Source organism: Pseudomonas sp. 4CAES_32.4, from assembly GCF_058136335.1.
In genome coordinates this window covers 1421145-1441497 of sequence record NZ_CM176882.1, presented here as the reverse complement: position 1 = coordinate 1441497, position 20353 = coordinate 1421145, and the positions used below count along the sequence as shown (strand labels likewise).

The window sequence follows — 20353 nt, the reverse complement described above, 5'->3', positions numbered from 1 at the left end:
TCTGTGATCATTCGTCTGCCTGATATCGGGCCATGGCAATGTAAAGAAACGTAAGCCCTTGATAAGTCTGCAATCCCCCGAAAACCGGGGCTTTTGTGGCAAAACCTTGGCACAAAAAAATAGTTTCGCGCCCCCCTTCCCAAGTCTGCGGCAAAGCCTAGAATGGCCGCCGGATCCGTCCGGATCTTTCGATCAATCCCTTTGATACCCTCGCCCATGTCCGAAGTCAGTCCGTGTCTGAATTGCGGTGCCTGCTGTTCCCATTTTCGCGTGTCTTTTTTCTGGGGTGAGTGCGCTTCCTCCGGTGGCACGGTGCCCGATGACCTGGTCACGCAAATCAGCCCCAGCCGGGTGGCGATGAACGGCACCGACTGCAAATCGCCGCGTTGCACGGCGTTGGTCGGCGAGGTCGGTAGCGAGGTGAAGTGCTCGATTTATGAGCTGCGCTCCAGCCCCTGCCGCGAATTCGAGTCGTCCTGGGAAAACGGCGAGCAGAATGTCGATTGCGACAAGGCCCGCGCCCGCTTCGGCTTGCCACCATTGCAACCAGACTGGGCGCAAATCCCTTTCGAACAGATCGCCTAAGCCTTTAGCGCCAATCGCTATGACGCTAATGCCGAAATCATTAGCGCCAATGTGCCACTACCCATTCCGCTGCAAAAAGCGCCTCTATACTCCAGTCATTCGCCTGCGCTGACCGCGCAGTAAGGACGACTTCAGAAATGGGGCATGCTATGGAGTGGCTTGGTCTGCAATTTGTTACCGAGCTGCCGGAGAGCGGGCAGGTCATTCTCGACTGCACACATAATCCCTTGCTGGTGCTGGCGGCCTACCTGGTCGCTTGCGCGGCGAGTTTTGCCACCCTCGACATGGCCGAGCGGGTCGGTCACGCCGAAGACTCTGGCTCGCAGCGATTGTGGCGCTGGATCGGCGCGACCTGTCTGGCCGGCGGCATCTGGGCCATGCATTTCATCGGTATGCTGGCGTTCCAGGCGCCGATCGATATCCAGTACGACCTGCCGATTACCCTGTTCTCTCTCCTGATCGCCCTGCTCGCTTCATGGCTGGCGATGCATACGCTGAGCGAGGTGCAGCCGAGCCTGGTGCACTATCTGAAGACTGCGCTGGTGATCGGCCTGGGCATCGCCGGCATGCATTACGTCGGCATGGCGGCCATGCAATCGAGCGCCATCGCCTATTACCAACCCGGCCTGTTCCTGTTGTCGATTGCCATTGCCATCGGCGCCAGTTTCGCCGCGCTGTGGGTCGCGGGTTATCTGCGCGAAGGCAGCGGCGTATTCCATCAGATGCTCAAGTACAGCGCCGCGCTGATTCTCGGCGCCGGCATCTTCAGCATGCATTTCACCGGGATGGCGGCGTTGCATCTGGTCTTGCCCGAAGGCAGCGCGGCGTCGATCACCAGCGAAACCAGCCATCTGCAATTGGGCCTGACCGTTGCGCTGATCATCTTGCTGATTCTGGGCAGTGCGATCAGTGCGGCACTGGCGGACAAAAAACTGCAGAACAAGGAGCGTGACCTGCGCCGGGTCAACGCTCTGCTCAGCCAACTCGATCAGGCGCGCATGTCGTTGCAACAAGTGGCCAACTACGACGCCCTGACCAACCTGATCAACCGTCGCGGGTTCAACCAGATCTTTGCCGAGAAACTCAGCCAGAAAGCCAGCGAGGGCGGCATGCTCGCGGTGATGTTTCTCGACATCGATCACTTCAAACGGATCAACGACAGTCTCGGTCACGATGCCGGCGACGCCTTGCTCAAAGTCATCGCCGATCACATCAAAGGCTCGGTGCGCAGCCATGAAGACGTGGTCGCACGCTTTGGCGGTGACGAATTCTGCATCCTCATCGGCCTGCGGGATCGCGAAGAAGCGCGCAACATGGCGCAACGCATCATGCTGAAAATGAAGGAGCCCATCGAACTCGCGGGGCGGCGCATGGTGATGACCACCAGCATTGGTATCAGCCTGTATCCCGAGGACGGCACGACTTGCGACGAACTGCTCAAGCACGCCGATCTGGCGCTGTACCAATCCAAGGGCGCCGGGCGTAACGGCCTGCATTTTTTCAGTTCGAACATGAAGACCCGCGCCAGCATGGAGCTGCAACTGGAAGAAGAACTGCGCCACGCCTTGCGCGCAGAAAACGGCCTGATGCTCTACTACCAGCCGATCTATGAACTGAAAACCGGCCGAGTGACCAAGCTCGAAGCGCTGATCCGCTGGCAGCATCCCGTGCACGGTCTGCTCGCACCCGACCGTTTTATCGCCATCGCCGAGACTAACGGGCTGATCGCCGAACTGGACAACTGGGTGCTGCGCAAGGCCTGCAAGGACCTCGGCGAATTGTCACGGCATGGCTGCGACGAGTTGAAAATCGCCTGGAATTGCTCGCCGCTGAACCTCGCCCGGGAAGAACTCGCCGACGAAATCGAAAGCGCCTTGCGCACTGCCGGCGTCGCACCGGAGCGGCTGGAGCTGGAAGTCACGGAAAACGCGCTGATGGGCAATATCGCCAACACCCTGGTGCTGTTGCGGCAGATCCGCGCCCTCGGCGTGTCGCTGTCGATAGATGACTTTGGCACCGGTTATTCGTCGCTGGCCTACCTCAAGCGCCTGCCGCTCAACACGCTGAAGATCGACCGCTCGTTCATCCTCGACATCCCCAAAGCCACGGCGGACATGGAGATCGTCCAGGCGATCATCGTCATGGCCCACACCCTGCATTTGCAGGTGGTCACCGAGGGCGTGGAAAGCCTGGAGCAGTACGAATTTCTCGAGCGATCGGGCTGCGATTTCATCCAGGGTTATCTGCTCAGTCGTCCGGTGCCGCTGGAGGAACTGGTCCCGGTGCTGGAAGAAATCAATCAGCGCAAACATTCACATTCGGTCAATCCACTGATTCTGGCGCGCGGTACATTTGCACCAGCGTCGCTGGATCCTTCGCCAAGAAACCCTGCGCCCCATGCAGGCGCATCAACTGTGCGGCCAATCCGCTGATCGGCGTGGCTGAACCCTGTTCGCGAGAGAATTTCACCGCTGTATCCAAATCTTTGAGCAGCGTGCGCACGTGCCACTTGATCGGTTCGAAACGGCTCTCAGCCATTTGCGGGGCGAGGATCTGCAACGGTTTCGAATCGGCAAAGCCACCGGCCAAGGCCTCAGCAATCAGACTGGCATCAACACCCGCCTGCTCGGCCAACGCGACCACTTCGGCAATCACCAGCGCATTGCAGGCGACGATCATTTGATTGCAGGCCTTGGTCACCTGCCCCGCGCCGATGCCACCCATGTGCGTGACCCGTTGACCGAGATTGAGCAACACCGGGCGCACCCGCTCAAGATCCGCCGCCTCGCCGCCGACCATGATCGCCAGACTCCCCGCCTCGGCACCGACCACGCCACCGGATACCGGGGAGTCCATCCAGCTCATCCCCGTTTTCTGCGCCAGTTCGGCTGCCATCTCGCGGGTAGCGGTCGGTTCAAGGCTGGAAAAATCCACCAATAACTGGCCCTTTTTCGCCCCTTCGGCGATACCGGCCGAGCCAAACACCACGTCGCGCACCACCGCCGTATCGGCCAGGCACAGCATCACCACGTCGGCGTGCTCGCACAATTCAGCGGCGGTCGCCACCTGCCGGGCACCGGCTTCGACCAGTGGCGCGCACTTGGCCGGGTTGCGATTCCACACGGTCAACGGATAGCCCGCTGCCAACAGACGCCGGCACATGGGCAGGCCCATAAGACCGATTCCGGCGAACCCCAACGAAGGTAGCGTTGACATCATTTTGCCTCTTTTCGATTAAAGATCGCCGAATAATGGCCGATTTATCAACGATCAGGAAAGGATTCCCCCCTGCGACAATCAGGCTAAAACCCTGGCGCTCGGGCCCAATTCGCGCAAAAAAGACGCGAGATCTTATTCCGTGAGGTTCGCCGGCACCTGGCCTGCGAACCGACCCAGTCCAGGTATATGGCGCACAATGACTTCTAAAAACAATCCCGCCACAGCGGTAGCCGATCTGACGCTGAGCCCCGCCGCCAACAGCCCGTCGTCTTCAAAGCCATCGGTTCCGTCGCGCCCGTTGTCGACCCAGCAATACCTGTACTTCACCGAAACCAATACCGACCGCATCCTCGATAACCTCGACGGCCTGCGTGATCTGGTGTTCCCGCGCCCACCCCACCTGGAAGGCGACAACGAACAGCACAACGACCAGGAATTCCCCTCGGTGTGCCTGATCGGCCTCGGTCGCTGCGGCTCCAACATCGCCCTCGACGTGGCGGAGTTGGTGTACAACGCGCGCAAGTTTTACCTCAACGAATTCAACAACGAAGATCGTCCGGCAAGTGACCGACGCTCCGCCGACAAGGGCTACAGCCCGGCGCAGTGGATCAAGAACAACCTGCGCATCGGTAACAACAAGGCAAGCAAACCAGTGTTTTTGGTCGAACCGCTGGTCATGCTCGGCGACCTCGACAAGGACATCGCCGGGCGCATCCGTTTCTCGCGCAAGGGCGAGAAAAGCGGTTTCCTGCGCGACTACAGCAAAATGAAGATCATGGACTTGTCCGAAGTCCACGCCGGTGGCGCCGGTAACGCGCCGATCCTCGGCCAGTACCTGGCGAAGATCATCCTCAACAAGGACACCCAGCGCTTCTCCAGCCCAGACTGGAAAATGATCCATTCGTACCTGATCGACAGCTGCGGCATCAAGGCCAACCAGTCGCGCCTGTACTTCTCGATCTTCAGTGCCGGCGGCGGTACCGGTTCCGGCATGGCCTCGGAATTCGGTCTGGCCCAGCAGCACTCGTACATGAACAAGACGTTCGACACCAAGCCGATGGACGAGCATGACGGCAAGAGCGGTCATTCGTTCGTGTTCGAGCCGATCTTCACCAGCGGCATTTGCGTGCTGCCGAACATTTCCGATCACCGCAGCGAAATGTCCGAGGCGCTGCACATCAACGCCGGTCGCCTGCTGTGCAAATACCTTTCGGAAGAATGGGATTTCTCTTACAACTTCGCCAATGAAGACAGCAGCGAAGCCAGCGTCATGGGGCGTATTCGCCCATGGAACGCGATGATGCTGATCTCCAACGACATCATGCGTTACGCCGAAGAGAGCGATGACGGCAATATCCAGAACATTGATGTCAATGCGATGGAGAAGCACGCCAACCAGTACATCTCGCAGCAGATTTTCAACATTCTCACGGCGCAAGCGGTTACCACCGACTACGACCAGAACTACTTCCGTCGCGCCGGCATCGACATCGGCGAGACCATTCGCCTCGACGCCAACGACCTGTTCATGAGTCTGGCCGGCCCGGTGGCGATTGCCTACGCCGAATCGGTGGTGCCGGAAACGCCGCCGCCGAGCAGCGACAAATTCAAGGTGTTCGACAAAGAGCCGCAGCGTCTGAACATCGATGATTTGTTCTTCCGCTCGATCGACCTGCCGCACTTCAACAAGGTGACGCAGGCGATCGAAGGCATCAGCCTGTTGCCGATTGAGTCCAAGCGTTATCGCGCTTCGCTTGAGCAGTACAAGAATTCCGGCTACGACGCTGCAGCGCTGCACGACCTGCACTTCTTCAAGAACTGCTCGTCGGTGGTTTCGATTGTCTCGCTGCCGAAAGACTACAAACTGTCGTACATGGACTTGAACCGGTTGAAGACCCACCTCAACAGCCTGTTTCCCAACACCACGCTCAAGCGTTACGCGTTGGTGATCGGCGCTTCGGCCAACCTGTCGCTGACCACGCTGATCGCGAAGAGCCCCTGCCTGTCGGACGACTTCCTGACTTTGATCGTGGCGTTCATCAAGCGCTGCTTCGCGAAGAACCCGTACCGTTTCGACGAGACCCTGGACAACTCGATCCTCGATTTCATCATCAACGAAGAATTCGACGAAGACCGCATCGACGACCTGCTCAACGAGTTCGAAAACCCGGCGAAGATCCTCGACACCAACTGGTACGCGATCAAGCCGATGTACGAGAAGAAGTACCGCGAGCTGATCAACGACAAAGAGAAGTTTGTCTCGATCAACGACATTCGTCTGTCACGCGATTGCGTGAAGAAGTCGATCAAGTACCTGCGCGAGATCTATCGTCACCGGATTGGCAAGACCAAGGTTATTTCTCTTAATAACCATACCGGGAAGTCGTTCTCGGTCTGACGTCCTACCGAGTCGCCACCATCGCTGGCAAGCCAGCTCCCACAGGGTCCGAGTGAATACAATTATTGTGTAAACCACGAAACCTGTGGGAGCTGGCTTGCCAGCGATGAGGCCCTCGGATTCACTAAAGATCCTGCCTTTCCAATATCCAGAAACAATTAAGCAGCCCTCAGGCTGCTCACTCAACTGTTCCCGTTACGTTTACGTCACCGTGATGCCACCCTCGCTTGGGGTGTTTCTCTACGGCAACGTGCCATCACGCTACTCCGCTACACACTTTTCGCTGACGGCCGTACGCACCATCAAGGTGCGACGTCGGAAGTGGCTGCCCTTTCCTGGATCAGAATCCACGGCGAAACCACCACCGCCCACAACGCCGGATCACGTTCGAAAATATCCAGCGCCCGCGTTTCAGACAGCTTGGAGACTTTGTCTTCGGCCAGCCAGGCAGCCACTTTCTCGCCCTCATCCGACGCCACGGCCTCGGCGGCAGCGATCAGATCCAGCGCAGGGTCGACCCACAATAGGGCACCCTTGGCGAAGAACGGCTCCAACTCCTTCCAGGTAATAGATGCGGTTTCACCAAGCAGCTTGGCATAGAGGGTGCTAGGTTCTTGATTCATGGGCGCTGTCCGGAAAAGAAATCGACGCGAATGATAACGTCGGTGGTCCGCCAGAAAAACCCGGTTGCAAATCGCTTCACCGAACGAAAAGAGCAGGAACGCCAAGGAATGCTGCTGATTGGGATATATGCCCACGAACGCCCCGCCGCAATTCTGTCTTTTTCATTCAAAAATGCGACACCCCCAAGTTTTGCCCCTCGGCGCCCGCTTCCCAGGCTAACAACCGGCGCTCTACACTGTACCGGTACAGTTGCCGGGGGCATTTCCGGAGGGTATCGCAAAGATATCTGACCCGGTTCTGCTGCTACGGCGCCAGGACTCTAAAAAAATACAACAGTAAGAGTGGAGCACTATGACTAAGGCTACTAAGCAGATTTCCAAACTGTTTGCCGCTATGGTTCTGGCCGGGGTTGCCAGCCATTCGTTCGCAGCTGACACCATCAAAATCGGTATCGCCGGTCCCAAGACCGGTCCAGTAGCCCAATACGGCGACATGCAGTTCAGTGGCGCGAAAATGGCCATCGAGCAAATCAACGCCAAGGGCGGCGTCGACGGCAAGAAACTCGAAGCCGTTGAATACGACGATGCCTGCGATCCGAAACAAGCGGTAGCCGTTGCGAACAAGGTCGTCAACGACGGCGTCAAGTTCGTGGTCGGTCACCTGTGCTCCAGCTCCACTCAACCGGCTTCGGACATCTACGAAGACGAAGGCGTGATCATGATCACCCCGGCTGCCACCAGCCCGGACATCACCGCCCGTGGTTACAAAATGGTCTTCCGCACCATCGGTCTGGACAGCGCCCAGGGCCCTGCCGCCGGTAACTACATTGCCGACCACGTGAAACCGAAAATTGTCGGCGTCCTGCACGACAAGCAGCAGTACGGTGAAGGCATCGCCACCGCGGTGAAATCGACCCTCGAGAAGAAAGGCACCAAGGTTGCCGTGTTCGAAGGCGTCAACGCCGGCGACAAAGACTTCTCGGCGATCATCGCCAAGCTCAAGCAAGCCAACGTCGATTTCGTTTACTACGGCGGCTACCACCCGGAGCTGGGTCTGATCCTGCGTCAAGCCCAGGAAAAAGGCCTGAAAGCCAAGTTCATGGGTCCGGAAGGCGTGGGTAACGACTCGATCACCCAGATCGCCAAGGACGCGTCCGAAGGCCTGCTGGTGACCCTGCCGAAATCCTTCGACCAGGATCCAGCCAACATTGCCTTGGCCGACGCTTTCAAAGCGAAGAAAGAAGACCCGAGCGGCCCGTTCGTGTTCCCGTCCTACTCGGCGGTTGAAGTGATTGCCGAAGGCATCAAGGCAGCCAAGTCCGAAGACGCGACCAAAGTGTCTGAAGCCATTCACGCCGGGACCTTCAAGACTCCGACTGGCGACCTGAGCTTCGACGCCAAGGGCGACCTCAAAGACTTCAAATTCGTGGTCTACGAGTGGCACAACGGCAAGCCTAAAACTGAAGTATCGCCTCAGTAAGGCGTTGCCTGACTGACTGCCAATAAAGCCCACGGCGTGCCGTGGGCTTTGTTTTACGAATGTAATGGGCCGCGCTGGCGTGATCCGCCAGTCTCCCCACCTGAAAATCTCAAAACCGTCATCAGCGGTTCGCTGGCAAAACCCGGATTCGAAGTGGATAAAGATCCACGGGGCCCGGGCGGGAAAATGACTCCACCAGTGAAATGCGTATCAGGTTTTTAGGAGCGCTGTAATGCCTGACATCTATCACTTCTTCCAACAGCTGGTTAACGGCCTGAACGTTGGCAGCATGTATGCCTTGATCGCCATCGGCTACACGATGGTTTACGGCATCATTGGAATGATCAACTTCGCCCACGGCGAGGTGTACATGATCGGCTCCTACGTGGCGTTCATCGCCATTGCCGGGCTGACCATGATGGGACTCGACAGTGTCCCGCTGTTGATGACCGCAGCGTTTATCGCCAGCATCGTCGTCACCAGTTCCTACGGTTACAGCATCGAACGGATCGCCTACCGCCCCCTGCGCGGCAGCAACCGTCTGATCCCGCTGATTTCCGCGATCGGTATGTCGATCTTCCTGCAGAACACGGTTCTGCTGGCGCAAGACTCCAAGGACAAAGCTATCCCCAACCTGATTCCGGGCAACCTTGCCTTCGGCCCAGGTGGCGCACAAGAAGTGCTGATTTCCTACATGCAAATCGTGGTGTTCGTGGTGACAGTGATCGCCATGCTCGGCCTGACGCTGTTCATCTCCCGCTCTCGCCTGGGTCGCGCCTGCCGCGCCTGCGCCGAAGACATCAAGATGGCCAACCTGCTCGGCATCAACACCAACAACATCATCGCCCTGACCTTCGTCATTGGTGCCGCGCTGGCAGCCGTTGCGGCTGTGCTGCTGAGCATGCAATACGGCGTGATCAACCCGAACGCCGGTTTCCTCGTCGGCCTCAAAGCCTTCACCGCAGCGGTACTCGGCGGTATCGGCAGCATCCCTGGCGCCATGCTCGGCGGCTTGGTGCTTGGGGTGGCGGAAGCGTTTGGCGCCGATATCTTCGGTGACCAGTACAAGGACGTCGTGGCTTTCGGCTTGTTGGTTCTGGTGCTGTTGTTCCGTCCGACCGGCATTCTGGGCCGTCCGGAGGTTGAGAAAGTATGACTAGGAATCTTAAACAGGCGCTGTTCAGCGCTTTGCTGGTGTGGGCCGTGGCCTACCCGGTACTCGGTCTGAAACTGACCATCGTCGGCATCAACCTGGAAGTGCACAACACCAGCCCGGCCGTGCTGGCGACCATCGCCATCTGCTCGGTGCTGATGTTCCTGCGCGTGCTGTTCAATCAGCAGATCAGCAAAGCCTGGCGTTCGTCGCCGGGCCTGCCGCTGATCCCGGCCAAGGCGAGCAACTTCCTGACCCTGCCAACCACCCAGCGCTATTTCATCATTGCGCTGATCCTGGTGGCGCTGGTGTGGCCGTTCTTCGGCTCCCGTGGCGCGGTGGACATCGCGACGCTGATCCTGATCTACGTGATGCTCGGCCTGGGCCTGAACATCGTCGTCGGTCTGGCCGGTCTGCTCGACCTCGGTTACGTCGGCTTCTACGCCGTCGGTGCCTACAGCTACGCGCTGCTGTCGCATTACTACGGCCTGAGCTTCTGGATCTGCCTGCCGATTGCCGGCCTGATGGCGGCGACGTTCGGCTTCCTGCTGGGCTTCCCGGTGTTGCGTCTGCGCGGTGACTATCTGGCGATCGTGACCCTCGGCTTCGGTGAGATCATCCGTCTGTTCCTGCGTAACCTGACCGACATCACCGGTGGCCCGAACGGCATCAGCAACATCGAGAAACCGACGTTCTTCGGTCTGACCTTCGAACGTAAAGCCGCGGAAGGCATGCAAACCTTCCACGAGTATTTCGGCCTGCAGTACAACTCGATCAACAAGGTGATCTTCCTTTACCTGGTCGCCCTGTTGCTGGCGCTGGCGGCGCTGTTTGTCATCAACCGCCTGCTGCGCATGCCGATCGGCCGTGCGTGGGAAGCGCTGCGTGAAGACGAGATCGCCTGCCGTGCACTGGGTCTGAATCCAACGATCATCAAGCTCTCCGCGTTCACCCTCGGCGCTGCATTCGCCGGTTTTGCCGGTAGCTTCTTCGCCGCCCGTCAGGGTCTGGTGACCCCGGAATCGTTCACCTTCATCGAGTCGGCGATCATCCTCGCCATCGTCGTATTGGGTGGCATGGGCTCACAACTGGGCGTGATTCTCGCGGCCGTGGTGATGATCCTGTTGCCGGAAATGATGCGTGAGTTCAGCGAGTACCGCATGTTGATGTTCGGTGCGCTGATGGTGTTGATGATGATCTGGCGTCCACAAGGTCTGCTGCCGATGCAACGCCCACACATGGAGTTGCGAAAATGAGCCGCGAGATCTTAAAAGTTGAAAACCTGAGCATGCGCTTCGGCGGCTTGCTGGCGGTCAACGGCGTGGCCCTGACCGTCAAAGAGAAACAGGTGGTTGCACTGATCGGGCCGAACGGCGCGGGCAAGACCACCGTGTTCAACTGCCTGACCGGTTTCTACAAGCCATCCGGCGGCAGCATCCTGCTCGACGGCGAGCCGATTCAGGGTTTGCCGGGCCACAAGATCGCCCTCAAAGGCGTGGTGCGCACCTTCCAGAACGTGCGGTTGTTCAAGGACATGACGGCGGTCGAAAACCTGCTGATCGCCCAGCATCGTCACCTGAACACCAACTTCCTGTCCGGCCTGTTCAAGACCCCGGCGTTCCGCAAAAGCGAGCGCGAGGCCATGGAGTTTGCCGAGTACTGGCTGGAAAAGGTCAACCTCAAGGAGTTCGCCAACCGTACCGCCGGCACCTTGGCCTACGGTCAGCAACGACGTCTGGAAATCGCTCGTTGCATGATGACCCGTCCGCGGATTCTCATGCTCGACGAACCGGCCGCCGGCCTGAACCCGAAGGAAACCGAAGACCTCAAGGCGCTGATCAGCGTGCTGCGTGAAGAGCACAACGTCACCGTGCTGTTGATCGAACACGACATGAAACTGGTCATGAGCATTTCCGACCACATCGTCGTGATCAACCAGGGCACGCCTCTGGCTGACGGCACGCCGGAACAGATCCGCGACAATCCTGAAGTGATCAAAGCCTACCTGGGGGAAGCGTAAATGCTGCAGTTCGAAAACGTTTCCACCTTCTACGGCAAGATTCAGGCCCTGCACAGCGTCAACGTCGAAGTCCGTCAGGGCGAAATCGTCACGCTGATCGGCGCCAACGGTGCCGGCAAGTCCACGCTGCTGATGACGCTCTGCGGTTCGCCGCAAGCGCACAGCGGCAGCATCCGCTACATGGGTGAGGAACTGGTCGGCCAGGACTCGTCGCAGATCATGCGCAAAAGCATCGCCGTGGTGCCGGAAGGTCGTCGGGTATTTGCCCGTCTGACCGTTGAAGAAAACCTCGCCATGGGCGGATTCTTCACCGACAAGGGCGACTATCAGGAACAGATGGACAAGGTTCTCGGACTTTTCCCACGCCTGAAAGAACGTTTTGCCCAGCGTGGCGGCACCATGTCCGGCGGCGAACAGCAAATGCTCGCCATCGGCCGTGCGCTGATGAGCAAGCCGAAACTGCTGCTGCTCGACGAGCCGTCGCTGGGCCTGGCACCGATCATCATCCAGCAGATCTTCGACATCATCGAACAGCTGCGCAAGGACGGTGTGACGGTGTTCCTGGTCGAGCAGAACGCCAACCAGGCGCTGAAAATCGCTGACCGGGCGTACGTTCTGGAGAACGGTCGTGTGGTCATGCAAGGCACCGGTGAAGCGCTGCTGACCGACCCGAAAGTGCGCGAGGCGTACCTCGGCGGTTGATGGATTTCGCCCAACAAAAAAACGGCCTTCGGGCCGTTTTTTTGTGCCTCCCACGTTTCCCCTGCGGCAGCGCCTACAGGATATCGGTGTCAGTACGGATTACATTGCATCGCGACAGCCTTGGCCTGATCGACATACGGCCGCGCCGGTTCAAGGTTCCACTCAGGCTTGTTGCGCGCCGGCCGGCCGTCGAACGTGGCGGCCAGATGACAGACCAACTGCCGACGAAGTGAGCCACCGTTGATGCTGTACTCACGCCACTGCGCGTCGTCCTTATGCTTGTTGTACAACTCGGCAAACATGCGGTCGGTCTGGTCATCCTTGATCGCACGTCCGCACGCGGTCGGCACCACCGAGAGCGACCAGGTGTCCGGCCCCAGCTTCGGATCGGGACGCTTGATCCAGGTGCTCGACTCGATGTACTTCTCGCAGAATTGCGTCGGCGCCGGGGCGCTTTGCCCGCATGAGAAGGTCGCTTTGCCCGTCGGGGTTTTCGGGAAGTCGATCTTGACGATGTTGCGATCCTTACCGGTCTTGGCCTTGTAATCGCGCTGATTGGCCATGGCATCCTTCAAGCCGCGTTGGTCACTGTAGAAAAACGCCAGGATCGGCAACTCATCGGTTTTCGGATTGCTCAGACGCAGTTCTGTCTGGGTCTGAAACTCACGTGTGTTGATGACCTGACGCGCACCGAGGAAGTTGCGAAACGCATCGACACGTTCCTTGCTGCTCATCGGATTGCGCATATTGAAACCGCACTGCAACTGGTCCTGCTGGCGATTGTTGTTGAACTGGGTGAAGTGCGCGACCCAAGCACTTGGCGTCACAATCGGAGGCTTCATCGCCTGGCAAACTGCTTCTGTGGGCGAGGTGTTCTTGTTGTTGCCACAGCCGCGATCATCACGGAAATCAGTCCAGGCATCGTTGGGAAACGCGCAATAAACGTGCACGGGGGTTTCCGGGTCGCGGATCAGATCTCTTGGCGTAATCAGGTAACCGTTCTGTGTGCTCATGCCCGGGTCTTCATAGCTGATCCCATCGGCGCGCATGTATGACGCGGCGAAGGTACCAAGTTCCAGAGCTTTCGGGCTGGGGTTCCACACATCCCATTTCTGGCCCTTGGCCGGGTCGGCCCGATGGGTGCCACGAACCAGCAGTCCCGAACAGTCGGACGCGGGGTCCTGCCCGCAGCTGTCGACGGTTTTGTTGTACAGGCTTTCGACTTTCTTCAGCGTCTCGTCGCAAGATTCGGCACTGGCCCATGCCGCGTGCAACAGCAGCGGCAACATGAGCAGTGGCGCGGTTCTGATCAGACGTTTTTTCATGGCATGCATCTCCTTGATTAGCCAACACACATTCAACGGGGAACAGGATTGCAACCGGCGGCCCGGGTCTCGGCGTCCGATAACGCCGGCCTGAACGGCTCAAGATTCCACGGCGTCTTGTTGCGATAGTTGACCAAGACGCAGATCAACTGCTGGCGCATGCTGCCAGCGGAGGTTTCGTTTTCACGCCATTGGCTGTCTGCGCCGTTGCGGGCGAACAATTGCTCGTACAGAGCGCCGATTTGATCGGCGGGCAAAGCCCTTCCAGACGCCGTCGGCACCACGCTCAACGTCCATTCATCCTTGCCCGCGCCGGGGTCGAAGCGCTTGATCCAGTCAGCCGAAGCGATGTACTGCGCCGGGAGCGGATTGCACCCGGCCTTGGCCGCCTCTTGCGGGCTGACCACCGGACGGAAAGGTTCGATGTTCCATTCGGTTTTGGCCGGATAGTGCTGGATCAGGCAACTCAGTTGCTGGCGCATACTGCCCGTGGCTTTCTCGTTGTCGCGCCACTGGCTATCAGCGCCACGCAGGGCGAACAGCTCGCTGAACAAGACGTCCTGATTGCTCGCCTGAATCGCCTTGCCGTCGGCGGTTGGCGTGACCTTGAGCGACCATTCGTTTTTCTTGCTGCCGGGATCGTAGCGCTCGATCCACACCGCTTCGGCGATGTAGCTGGGCGCCGGGGCACCTGCCACCACCATCTCGTCAATCGCCTGATCGGCGGCGATATAGCTGAAACGCTGCTCCGGCGGCTTGGTGAAATCCAGGCGCAGGACCGGCACGCTGAAGCCTTGGGTATGCAGTTTTTTCTGGAAATTGCGCGCGCTGTTCAAACCGTTTTCAGGCTTGGGCGGCGCCTGATCGCCACGGGTGGCGAAGTTCTGCGTGGTGTTGACGTTGTAGATGAAGGCGTCGATGTACTTCATGTTCTCGCTGCCGTCGTTGGTCGCCGAGGCATTTTTCAACATGAACTCATTGACCTGCGCACTGAACGAATAAGGGTCTCGATTGGTGGTGGTGCGCCGGGACTCGTGCACCTTGATCATGGCGTTCCAGTCCTCGGGTTTTTCTGCATTCCACGAACACTGGTCGAACTGGATCGGTCCCTTCATCACCCCGGTGTATTTCTTCGTCCATTGCTCGGCAGTGCTGACGCCAGCCTCCGCACAGGTGCCGTAGGCCAAAGCCGCGTTGCGATTGTTCATCTCTCCTTGCGCCGTGCGGGGCGGCTCACGATTGTCGAAGAAACCGCAGCCGTACCACTTGCGCTCCGGGCCGGTGCCGCCATCGAAGGCGTAGATGCACATGAAGCCCTGTTCTTTGACCGGCAGCCCCAATGTCGCTGCATCGGTGGGCGTGCGCAGGATCAGACCGGCCGGGTGGATAAGGATCCGCGTGCTCAGGTCCTTGCGAATCCACGAGTAGGACGTCGCGCCGATCTTGACCGCATAGGGGCTGTAATCCCACGGGTTGAACGGCCCGTCGTTGACCATGCGCAACGTCACGCCGTTGCAGTAATAAAGCCCGCGCGCGGCGCCGATGTCGGGTTCCGCGCAGGCCTGCGTGAGGGTGTTGTAGTTGTGGTTGATGCGTTTGAGCGTCTCCAGCGGATCCGGCGGTGTCGGTGCCGCCATGGCTGTGACCGCCAAAGGGAGCAAGGCCAGCGTCATTAAAGCCGTGCGAAGGTTCGTCATCAGATACCGTCCTTGGTCAATGGCCAACCGGCCGTCCTGATAGCCATGGAACACCCGCAATCCATAATTGGCTACTGTCAGAAATTACAGGTAGGCACCTAAAAGCGACGAATGGTCATGAGCATTTTGCCCATCAAAAAAAACTTTCGAGCGGGCTGTAACGCAACGCCACCTCGTTTCTCTAGAGGGACAAGCAAGCGCAAAACGCTTGTAAAAACCCTCAACGAAACTGGAGAAACATCATGACTGCTACCACCCGCACCCTGTCCGCCACCGCCCTGGTTCTGGCCCTTGGTTCTGCCCTGAGCATCGCCGCTGTCTCCACCGCCCACGCTGCCGACGACATGGAAAAATGCTTCGGCGTGGCCATGAAAGGTCACAACGATTGCGCCGCCGGTGCAGGCACCACTTGTGCCGGCACGGCGAAAATGGATTACCAGGCCAACGCCTGGAAACTCGTTCCGAAAGGCACCTGCGCGACCACCGAGAGCAAGACCTCGCCGACCGGTTTCGGTCAGATGGAAGCCTTCAAAGCCAAGTCCTGATCTTCGGGTCTGCTTGAGTGACGATCATGTTCACAACTCACCGCGCCACCCTTCCCGGCACTCAGGCAGCCCGCACCGAGCTCCCGCCCAGAGCCGGGCTGGGGCTCAAGACCGGGCACTTTCGTGAAGTGCTCGGTTCCCAGCCGGACATCGGTTTCTTTGAGGTCCACGCCGAAAACTACATGGTCGACGGCGGGCCGTTTCATCACTTCCTGGGTTTGATTCGCCAGCAATATCCGCTGTCGCTGCACGGTGTCGGACTGTCCATCGGTGGCGAAGGGGCGCTGGATCAACAGCACCTCAAACGCCTTGCCGAACTGATCGAACGCTATCAACCCCAGTCTTTTTCCGAACACCTGGCGTGGTCGAGCCACGGCCCGGTGTTTCTCAATGACCTGCTGCCACTGGCCTACGACACGCCAACGCTGAACCGCGTCTGCGCGCACATCGACCAGGTGCAGAACTTTCTCAAACGGCCAATGTTGCTGGAAAACCCGGCGACGTATCTCGGGTTCCAACGTTCGACCTATGACGAACCCGACTTCATCAATGAAGTCATTCGCCACAGCGGCTGTGGCCTGTTGCTCGACGTGAATAACATCTATGTGTCGTGCATCAATCACCAGCGTGACCCACTGGCCTATCTCGATGCGTTGCCGCTGCATGCGGTCGGTGAAGTTCATTTGGCGGGGTTCGCCGAGGATTGCGATAGCGTTGGCGACCGTCTGTTGATCGACGATCATGGTGCGCCGATCGATCAAGCCGTCTGGTGTTTGTACCGACAAGCACTGGAACGCATCGGCCCCGTGGCGACGCTGATCGAGCGAGACAATCAGCTGCCGGCATTTGACGTTTTGCTGGCCGAAGCGCATCAGGCAGAGAAGCTGCTGATGCTGGCCGGGAGTCGGCCGTGAGCACTCATGCGGCATTTGCTGCGGCCCTTCTAGACGCGCAATCGCCCTGCCCCGAGGGCTTGTTCAGCAGCAACGGTGGCGACCCGGCCAGCCGATTCGCGGTGTACCGCAACAACGTGCTGAGTTCGCTGATCAACGCGCTGGCCGATGGTTATCCGGTGGTCACGCAATTGGTCGGAGAAGAATTCTTTCGCGCGATGGCGGCCATATTCGTCCAGGCCCAACCACCGCAAAGTCCTTTGATGAGCCGTTACGGCGAAGACTTTGCCGACTTCATTGCCGCGTTCGAACCGGCGTCCAGCGTGCCGTATCTGGCCGACGTGGCGCGCCTTGAGCATCTGCGCACGCGTGCCTATCACGCCGCCGATGCGTTACCGGTTCGACCGGAAGAAATCACAGCCGCACTCGCCCATCCGCAAACGCTGAGCACGCTCAGCGTCGAGCTGCATCCGTCCGTGTATCAGCTCCATTCAGCCTGGCCGGTGGTTGCGATCTGGGCGGCGCATCAACGGCAGGCAAGCCTCGCGGGCATCGATTTGCAGCAGGGACAGCACGCATTGGTGCTGCGCAACCATCTCGACGTTGAAGTGATGGTCATCGAACCCGGCGCCAGCGTGTTTATCCGCCACCTGAGCCAAGGCCAGCCACTGCTGCTGGCGGTAGAAGTCAGCCCGCCTTTCGATCTGACGCAAACCCTCGGCGTGCTGATCGCGCACAACGCCATTACTCACTTGAACAACAAGGAACTGCCATGAACAACCTCATCGTCCGCGCCATCGCGCTGCTGGAAACAATCCCGCATAGCCTGATCGCCTTTATTGCGCGCTTTTCGATTGCAGCCGTGTTCTGGAAGTCCGGGCAGACCAAGGTCGAGGGATTGGCCATCGACTTGATCGACGGCACATTTCAACTGGGCTGGCCGCGTCTGGCCGACTCGACGATTCCGCTGTTCCAGAGCGAATACCACGTGCCGCTGCTGTCGCCGGAAATCGCCGCGCACATGGCCGCCTTCGCCGAGCACTTCTTTCCGGTGCTGATCCTGATCGGTTTCGCCACGCGGTTTTCGGCGCTGGCACTGCTGGCCATGACCCTGACCATTCAGCTGTTTGTGTACCCGGATGCCTATCCGACTCACGGGACCTGGGCGGCGGTGTTGCTGTACCTGATGGCGAACGGGCCGGGCAAGTTGTCGATCGATCATCTGATCGCCCGGCGCTTTGCGAACTGAACATTGTCCTGTAGGAGCTGCCGAAGGCTGCGATCTTTTGATTTTGCTTTTTAACATCAAGATCAAAAGATCGCAGCCTTCGGCAGCTCCTACTGGGAATGGTGTTCAGGTTCAGCGCTGCAATCGATCCAGCGCCTCGCCGCTGCGCTTGAACCAGCCAATCAGATAATCCGCCAACACTTGGGTGCGTTTCGGCAAGCCGCCCTGATACGGATGCACCAGGTACATCGGCATGCGCCGCGTCTGAAAATCGCGCAGGAGCCAGCGCAATCGACCGTCAGCCAATTCCGCCTGCAACAGGTAAGAAGGTAACCGGGCGATGCCGGCGCCGCTGAGCGCGGCTTTCTTCAGCAGGTTGTAGTGATTGCTGGCGAACGGCCCCGACACCCGCACTCGCAACAATTCGTGCTGCTGGTGATACAGCCATTCCTCACGACCGCTGTAGTGGCTGTTGAGCAAACAGCGGTGCTCGGCCAGTGCCTGCGGCGTCGCCGGTTCGCCAAATTGATCCAGATAGGCGGGACTCGCGCAGGTCATTTCCTGCCAGGCCAGCAGCGGTTTCGCCACAAGGCGTGAGTCATTGGCCACCTCGGAACGAATCGCCAGATCAAACCCGTCCCGGGACAAATCGCGATAACTGTTGTTCAGCTCCAACTCGATCTGCACCTCGGGATACTGCTGCGAAAACTCCAGCAACAAACCATCGAAGAAGGTTTCCCCAAGCGACACCGGAACCGTCATACGCACCGGGCCGGCGATATCCTCCTTCAAGCGCGCCAAGGCCTGACGCGCCTTTTCCACCTGGACGACAAGCGCCTGCGCCTGAGGCAACAGCGCCGCACCCGCCGCCGTCAGGCTCAAGCGCCGTGTGGTGCGCTGCAGCAACACCACGGAAAACTGCGCTTCGAGCTGGCTGATGCGCTTGGACAACTGCCCTTTGCTGCAACCCAGTTGCTGCGCAGCCAAGGTAAAACTGCCGGCCTCAATCAACACCGCGAAGGCCGCAAGGTCATCCATTTCACTCATGGATTGTTTCCATTTGAAAACCAAAGGTTGCCCATTAGTGCGCTTATCCGCAGAAAAAACCACTCTAGACTGAAACCTCGTTCAATCACTTGAGGTACAGCACGATGAAAATTCTGTTGATAGGCGCTGGCGGCACCATCGGTTCGGCGGTGGACAAAGAACTCTCGCAGCGTCACGACGTGGTCCGTATTGGTCGCAACAGCGGTGATTTCAATGTCGATATCAGTGACAGCGCATCGATCCGCAAACTCTTCGAGCAGACCGGAAAGTTCGATGCACTGATCTGCGCTGCCGGCAACGTGACCTTCGCCCCGCTTGGCGAGATGAATGAAGACAGTTTCGCCCTCGGCCTCAAAGACAAGCTGATGGGCCAGGTCAACCTGCTGTTGATCGGCCGTGAGTTCGCCAATGACGGCGCTTCGTTCACCTTCACCACTGGCGTGCTCAGCCACGATCCGATTCGCAGTGGCGCTTCGGCAGCGTTGGTCAACGGCGCTCTCGACAGCTTCGTCCGCGCGGCCGCCACCGAACTGCCTCGCGGGCTGCGGGTTAACTCGGTCAGCCCGACCGTGTTGCTCGAAGCGATGGGTAAATATGCACCGTACTTCCGTGGCTACAAGCCGGTTCCTGCGGCCGAAGTGGCGTTGGCCTACGCGAAAAGTGTCGAAGGCCTGCAAACCGGTCAGACGTTTCACGTCGGTTAAACCCTTGTGATGAACGGTCAGGCTGCGTAACGTGGCGGCACTTGTCTGGAGAGCCGAAGATGCGTGTTGCCCGTTCGTTAGTCGTTGTTGCCCTGCTGCCGTTGTTTGCCGCTTGCCAGTTGTTCGATGGCCAGCGAGAAAGTGCCTCGCACGTCGGGCAGACGCGGATGCAGGGGCAACTGACCGCCGCTGACGGCAAACTGGTGTTCCAGCCGTGCCAGGATCAGCGCCAACTCATCGTCAATGACATCGGCGGCACCAGCGTTCTGCAAGAGGCCGCCACGCTGGCCGACGAGCAAGGCAAACTGTTTGCCGATGTGCGCGGCAAGGTCTCGGGCGATCGTCTCGATCTGACGCAGCTGTATCGCGTCGAGCGCTCCGGCACCGCGTGCGATGATCCGAATTTCAAACTGCTGATCCTGCGCGCCACCGGTCACGGCCCGGAATGGAACGTCAAAGTCAGCGGCAGAGGCATGGTCATCGACCGCGAAGGTCAGCCACCGCTCGCCGTGCCTTATGTCGAAGAACAACTGGGCGACGGCCGCTTCAACCTGAGCAGCGAAGCCAACAATCAACGCATCGAATTGTGGGTCGCGCCGCAACGCTGCGTCGACAGCAGCACCGGCAGTGTGCAGCACATGAGCGCCGAACTGCGCATCGACGGCCAGGTGCAACGCGGTTGCGGGTATTTCGGCGGATCGCGCGACGACTGAGCGTTTTAGCCTCACCGGATC

19 protein-coding genes are annotated in these 20353 nt (G+C 59.0%); 14 read left to right on the top strand and 5 right to left on the bottom strand.

Annotated elements, in window-relative coordinates; genetic code table 11:
* Window positions 1–216: 216 nt before the first annotated feature.
* Together AC3Y64_RS06450 and AC3Y64_RS06445 are read left to right on the top strand one after the other, a co-directional pair.
* Entirely contained in the window at window positions 217–585 is a 369-nt protein-coding gene (locus tag AC3Y64_RS06450) for a YkgJ family cysteine cluster protein (RefSeq protein ID WP_122591563.1), read from the top strand.
* Between the two features lie 149 nt (window positions 586–734).
* Window positions 735–3017: a putative bifunctional diguanylate cyclase/phosphodiesterase gene (locus AC3Y64_RS06445; protein ID WP_489987931.1), complete on the top strand. Its 2283-nt coding sequence runs from the start codon at window positions 735–737 to the stop codon at window positions 3015–3017.
* Here AC3Y64_RS06445 and AC3Y64_RS06440 read toward each other — a convergent pair.
* On the bottom strand, window positions 2908–3804 hold the full coding sequence (locus AC3Y64_RS06440) for an NAD(P)-dependent oxidoreductase (RefSeq protein ID WP_489986837.1): 897 nt from the start codon (window positions 3802–3804) through the stop codon (window positions 2908–2910). The genes AC3Y64_RS06445 and AC3Y64_RS06440 overlap by 110 nt on opposite strands.
* A 196-nt stretch (window positions 3805–4000) precedes the next feature.
* Here AC3Y64_RS06440 and AC3Y64_RS06435 point away from each other — a divergent pair, with 196 nt between their 5' ends.
* The gene (locus AC3Y64_RS06435) at window positions 4001–6202 is read left to right on the top strand and encodes a hypothetical protein (RefSeq protein ID WP_122591560.1); all 2202 of its coding nucleotides are present in this window, start codon (window positions 4001–4003) and stop codon (window positions 6200–6202) included.
* 302 nt (window positions 6203–6504) lie between these two features.
* Here the strand turns inward: AC3Y64_RS06435 and AC3Y64_RS06430 are convergent, their stop codons facing one another.
* Window positions 6505–6825, bottom strand: coding sequence for a DUF2288 domain-containing protein (locus tag AC3Y64_RS06430; RefSeq protein ID WP_489986836.1), 321 nt, complete (start codon window positions 6823–6825; stop codon window positions 6505–6507).
* Between the two features lie 352 nt (window positions 6826–7177).
* On the opposite strand from AC3Y64_RS06430, the gene AC3Y64_RS06425 reads away from it, so the two are divergent.
* The 5 genes from AC3Y64_RS06425 (at window position 7178) to AC3Y64_RS06405 (ending at window position 12180) form a co-directional block, all read left to right on the top strand.
* Entirely contained in the window at window positions 7178–8305 is a 1128-nt protein-coding gene (locus AC3Y64_RS06425) for a branched-chain amino acid ABC transporter substrate-binding protein (RefSeq protein WP_489986835.1), read from the top strand.
* A 232-nt stretch (window positions 8306–8537) separates the two neighbouring features.
* A complete protein-coding gene (livH, locus tag AC3Y64_RS06420; protein WP_116028816.1) occupies window positions 8538–9461 on the top strand; it encodes a high-affinity branched-chain amino acid ABC transporter permease LivH in 924 nt (307 codons plus the stop codon).
* Entirely contained in the window at window positions 9458–10714 is a 1257-nt protein-coding gene (locus AC3Y64_RS06415) for a high-affinity branched-chain amino acid ABC transporter permease LivM (RefSeq protein ID WP_093438700.1), read from the top strand. The genes livH and AC3Y64_RS06415 overlap by 4 nt, the downstream gene beginning before the upstream one ends.
* Entirely contained in the window at window positions 10711–11478 is a 768-nt protein-coding gene (gene livG, locus AC3Y64_RS06410) for a high-affinity branched-chain amino acid ABC transporter ATP-binding protein LivG (protein WP_027621149.1), read from the top strand. The genes AC3Y64_RS06415 and livG overlap by 4 nt, the downstream gene beginning before the upstream one ends.
* The gene (locus AC3Y64_RS06405) at window positions 11479–12180 is read left to right on the top strand and encodes an ABC transporter ATP-binding protein (RefSeq protein ID WP_019580929.1); all 702 of its coding nucleotides are present in this window, start codon (window positions 11479–11481) and stop codon (window positions 12178–12180) included. It begins immediately after the preceding gene.
* A gap of 89 nt (window positions 12181–12269) precedes the next feature.
* On the opposite strand, the gene AC3Y64_RS06400 is transcribed toward AC3Y64_RS06405, so the two are convergent.
* A complete protein-coding gene (locus AC3Y64_RS06400) occupies window positions 12270–13505 on the bottom strand; it encodes a DUF2599 domain-containing protein (RefSeq protein ID WP_489986834.1) in 1236 nt (411 codons plus the stop codon).
* A gap of 32 nt (window positions 13506–13537) precedes the next feature.
* A complete protein-coding gene (locus AC3Y64_RS06395) occupies window positions 13538–15202 on the bottom strand; it encodes a DUF2599 domain-containing protein (protein WP_489986833.1) in 1665 nt (554 codons plus the stop codon).
* Between the two features lie 242 nt (window positions 15203–15444).
* Here AC3Y64_RS06395 and AC3Y64_RS06390 point away from each other — a divergent pair, with 242 nt between their 5' ends.
* Genes AC3Y64_RS06390 through AC3Y64_RS06375 form a run of 4 tightly spaced genes read left to right on the top strand, consistent with a single transcriptional unit; the run spans window position 15445 to window position 17889 of the window.
* The gene (locus tag AC3Y64_RS06390) at window positions 15445–15747 is read left to right on the top strand and encodes a BufA1 family periplasmic bufferin-type metallophore (RefSeq protein ID WP_141129670.1); all 303 of its coding nucleotides are present in this window, start codon (window positions 15445–15447) and stop codon (window positions 15745–15747) included.
* A 26-nt stretch (window positions 15748–15773) separates the two neighbouring features.
* Window positions 15774–16661, top strand: a complete 888-nt coding sequence (bufB, locus tag AC3Y64_RS06385; RefSeq protein WP_489986832.1) for an MNIO family bufferin maturase — start codon at window positions 15774–15776, stop codon at window positions 16659–16661.
* Complete coding sequence (locus tag AC3Y64_RS06380; protein ID WP_489986831.1) at window positions 16658–17416, top strand: HvfC/BufC N-terminal domain-containing protein; 759 nt, start codon at window positions 16658–16660, stop codon at window positions 17414–17416. Before bufB ends, AC3Y64_RS06380 begins: the two co-directional genes overlap by 4 nt.
* Window positions 17413–17889 (top strand): DoxX family protein, encoded by a 477-nt coding sequence (locus tag AC3Y64_RS06375; RefSeq protein WP_489986830.1) that lies wholly within the window; start codon window positions 17413–17415, stop codon window positions 17887–17889. The genes AC3Y64_RS06380 and AC3Y64_RS06375 overlap by 4 nt, the downstream gene beginning before the upstream one ends.
* A 111-nt stretch (window positions 17890–18000) precedes the next feature.
* On the opposite strand, the gene AC3Y64_RS06370 is transcribed toward AC3Y64_RS06375, so the two are convergent.
* Window positions 18001–18915 (bottom strand): LysR family transcriptional regulator, encoded by a 915-nt coding sequence (locus AC3Y64_RS06370; RefSeq protein WP_489986829.1) that lies wholly within the window; start codon window positions 18913–18915, stop codon window positions 18001–18003.
* Between the two features lie 104 nt (window positions 18916–19019).
* On the opposite strand from AC3Y64_RS06370, the gene AC3Y64_RS06365 reads away from it, so the two are divergent.
* Window positions 19020–19619 carry a short chain dehydrogenase gene (locus AC3Y64_RS06365; protein WP_489986828.1) on the top strand — a complete coding sequence of 200 codons (600 nt, stop codon included), beginning with the start codon at window positions 19020–19022 and terminating at the stop codon, window positions 19617–19619.
* 59 nt (window positions 19620–19678) lie between these two features.
* Window positions 19679–20332 (top strand): COG3650 family protein, encoded by a 654-nt coding sequence (locus tag AC3Y64_RS06360; RefSeq protein ID WP_489986827.1) that lies wholly within the window; start codon window positions 19679–19681, stop codon window positions 20330–20332.
* Window positions 20333–20353: the final 21 nt, after the last annotated feature.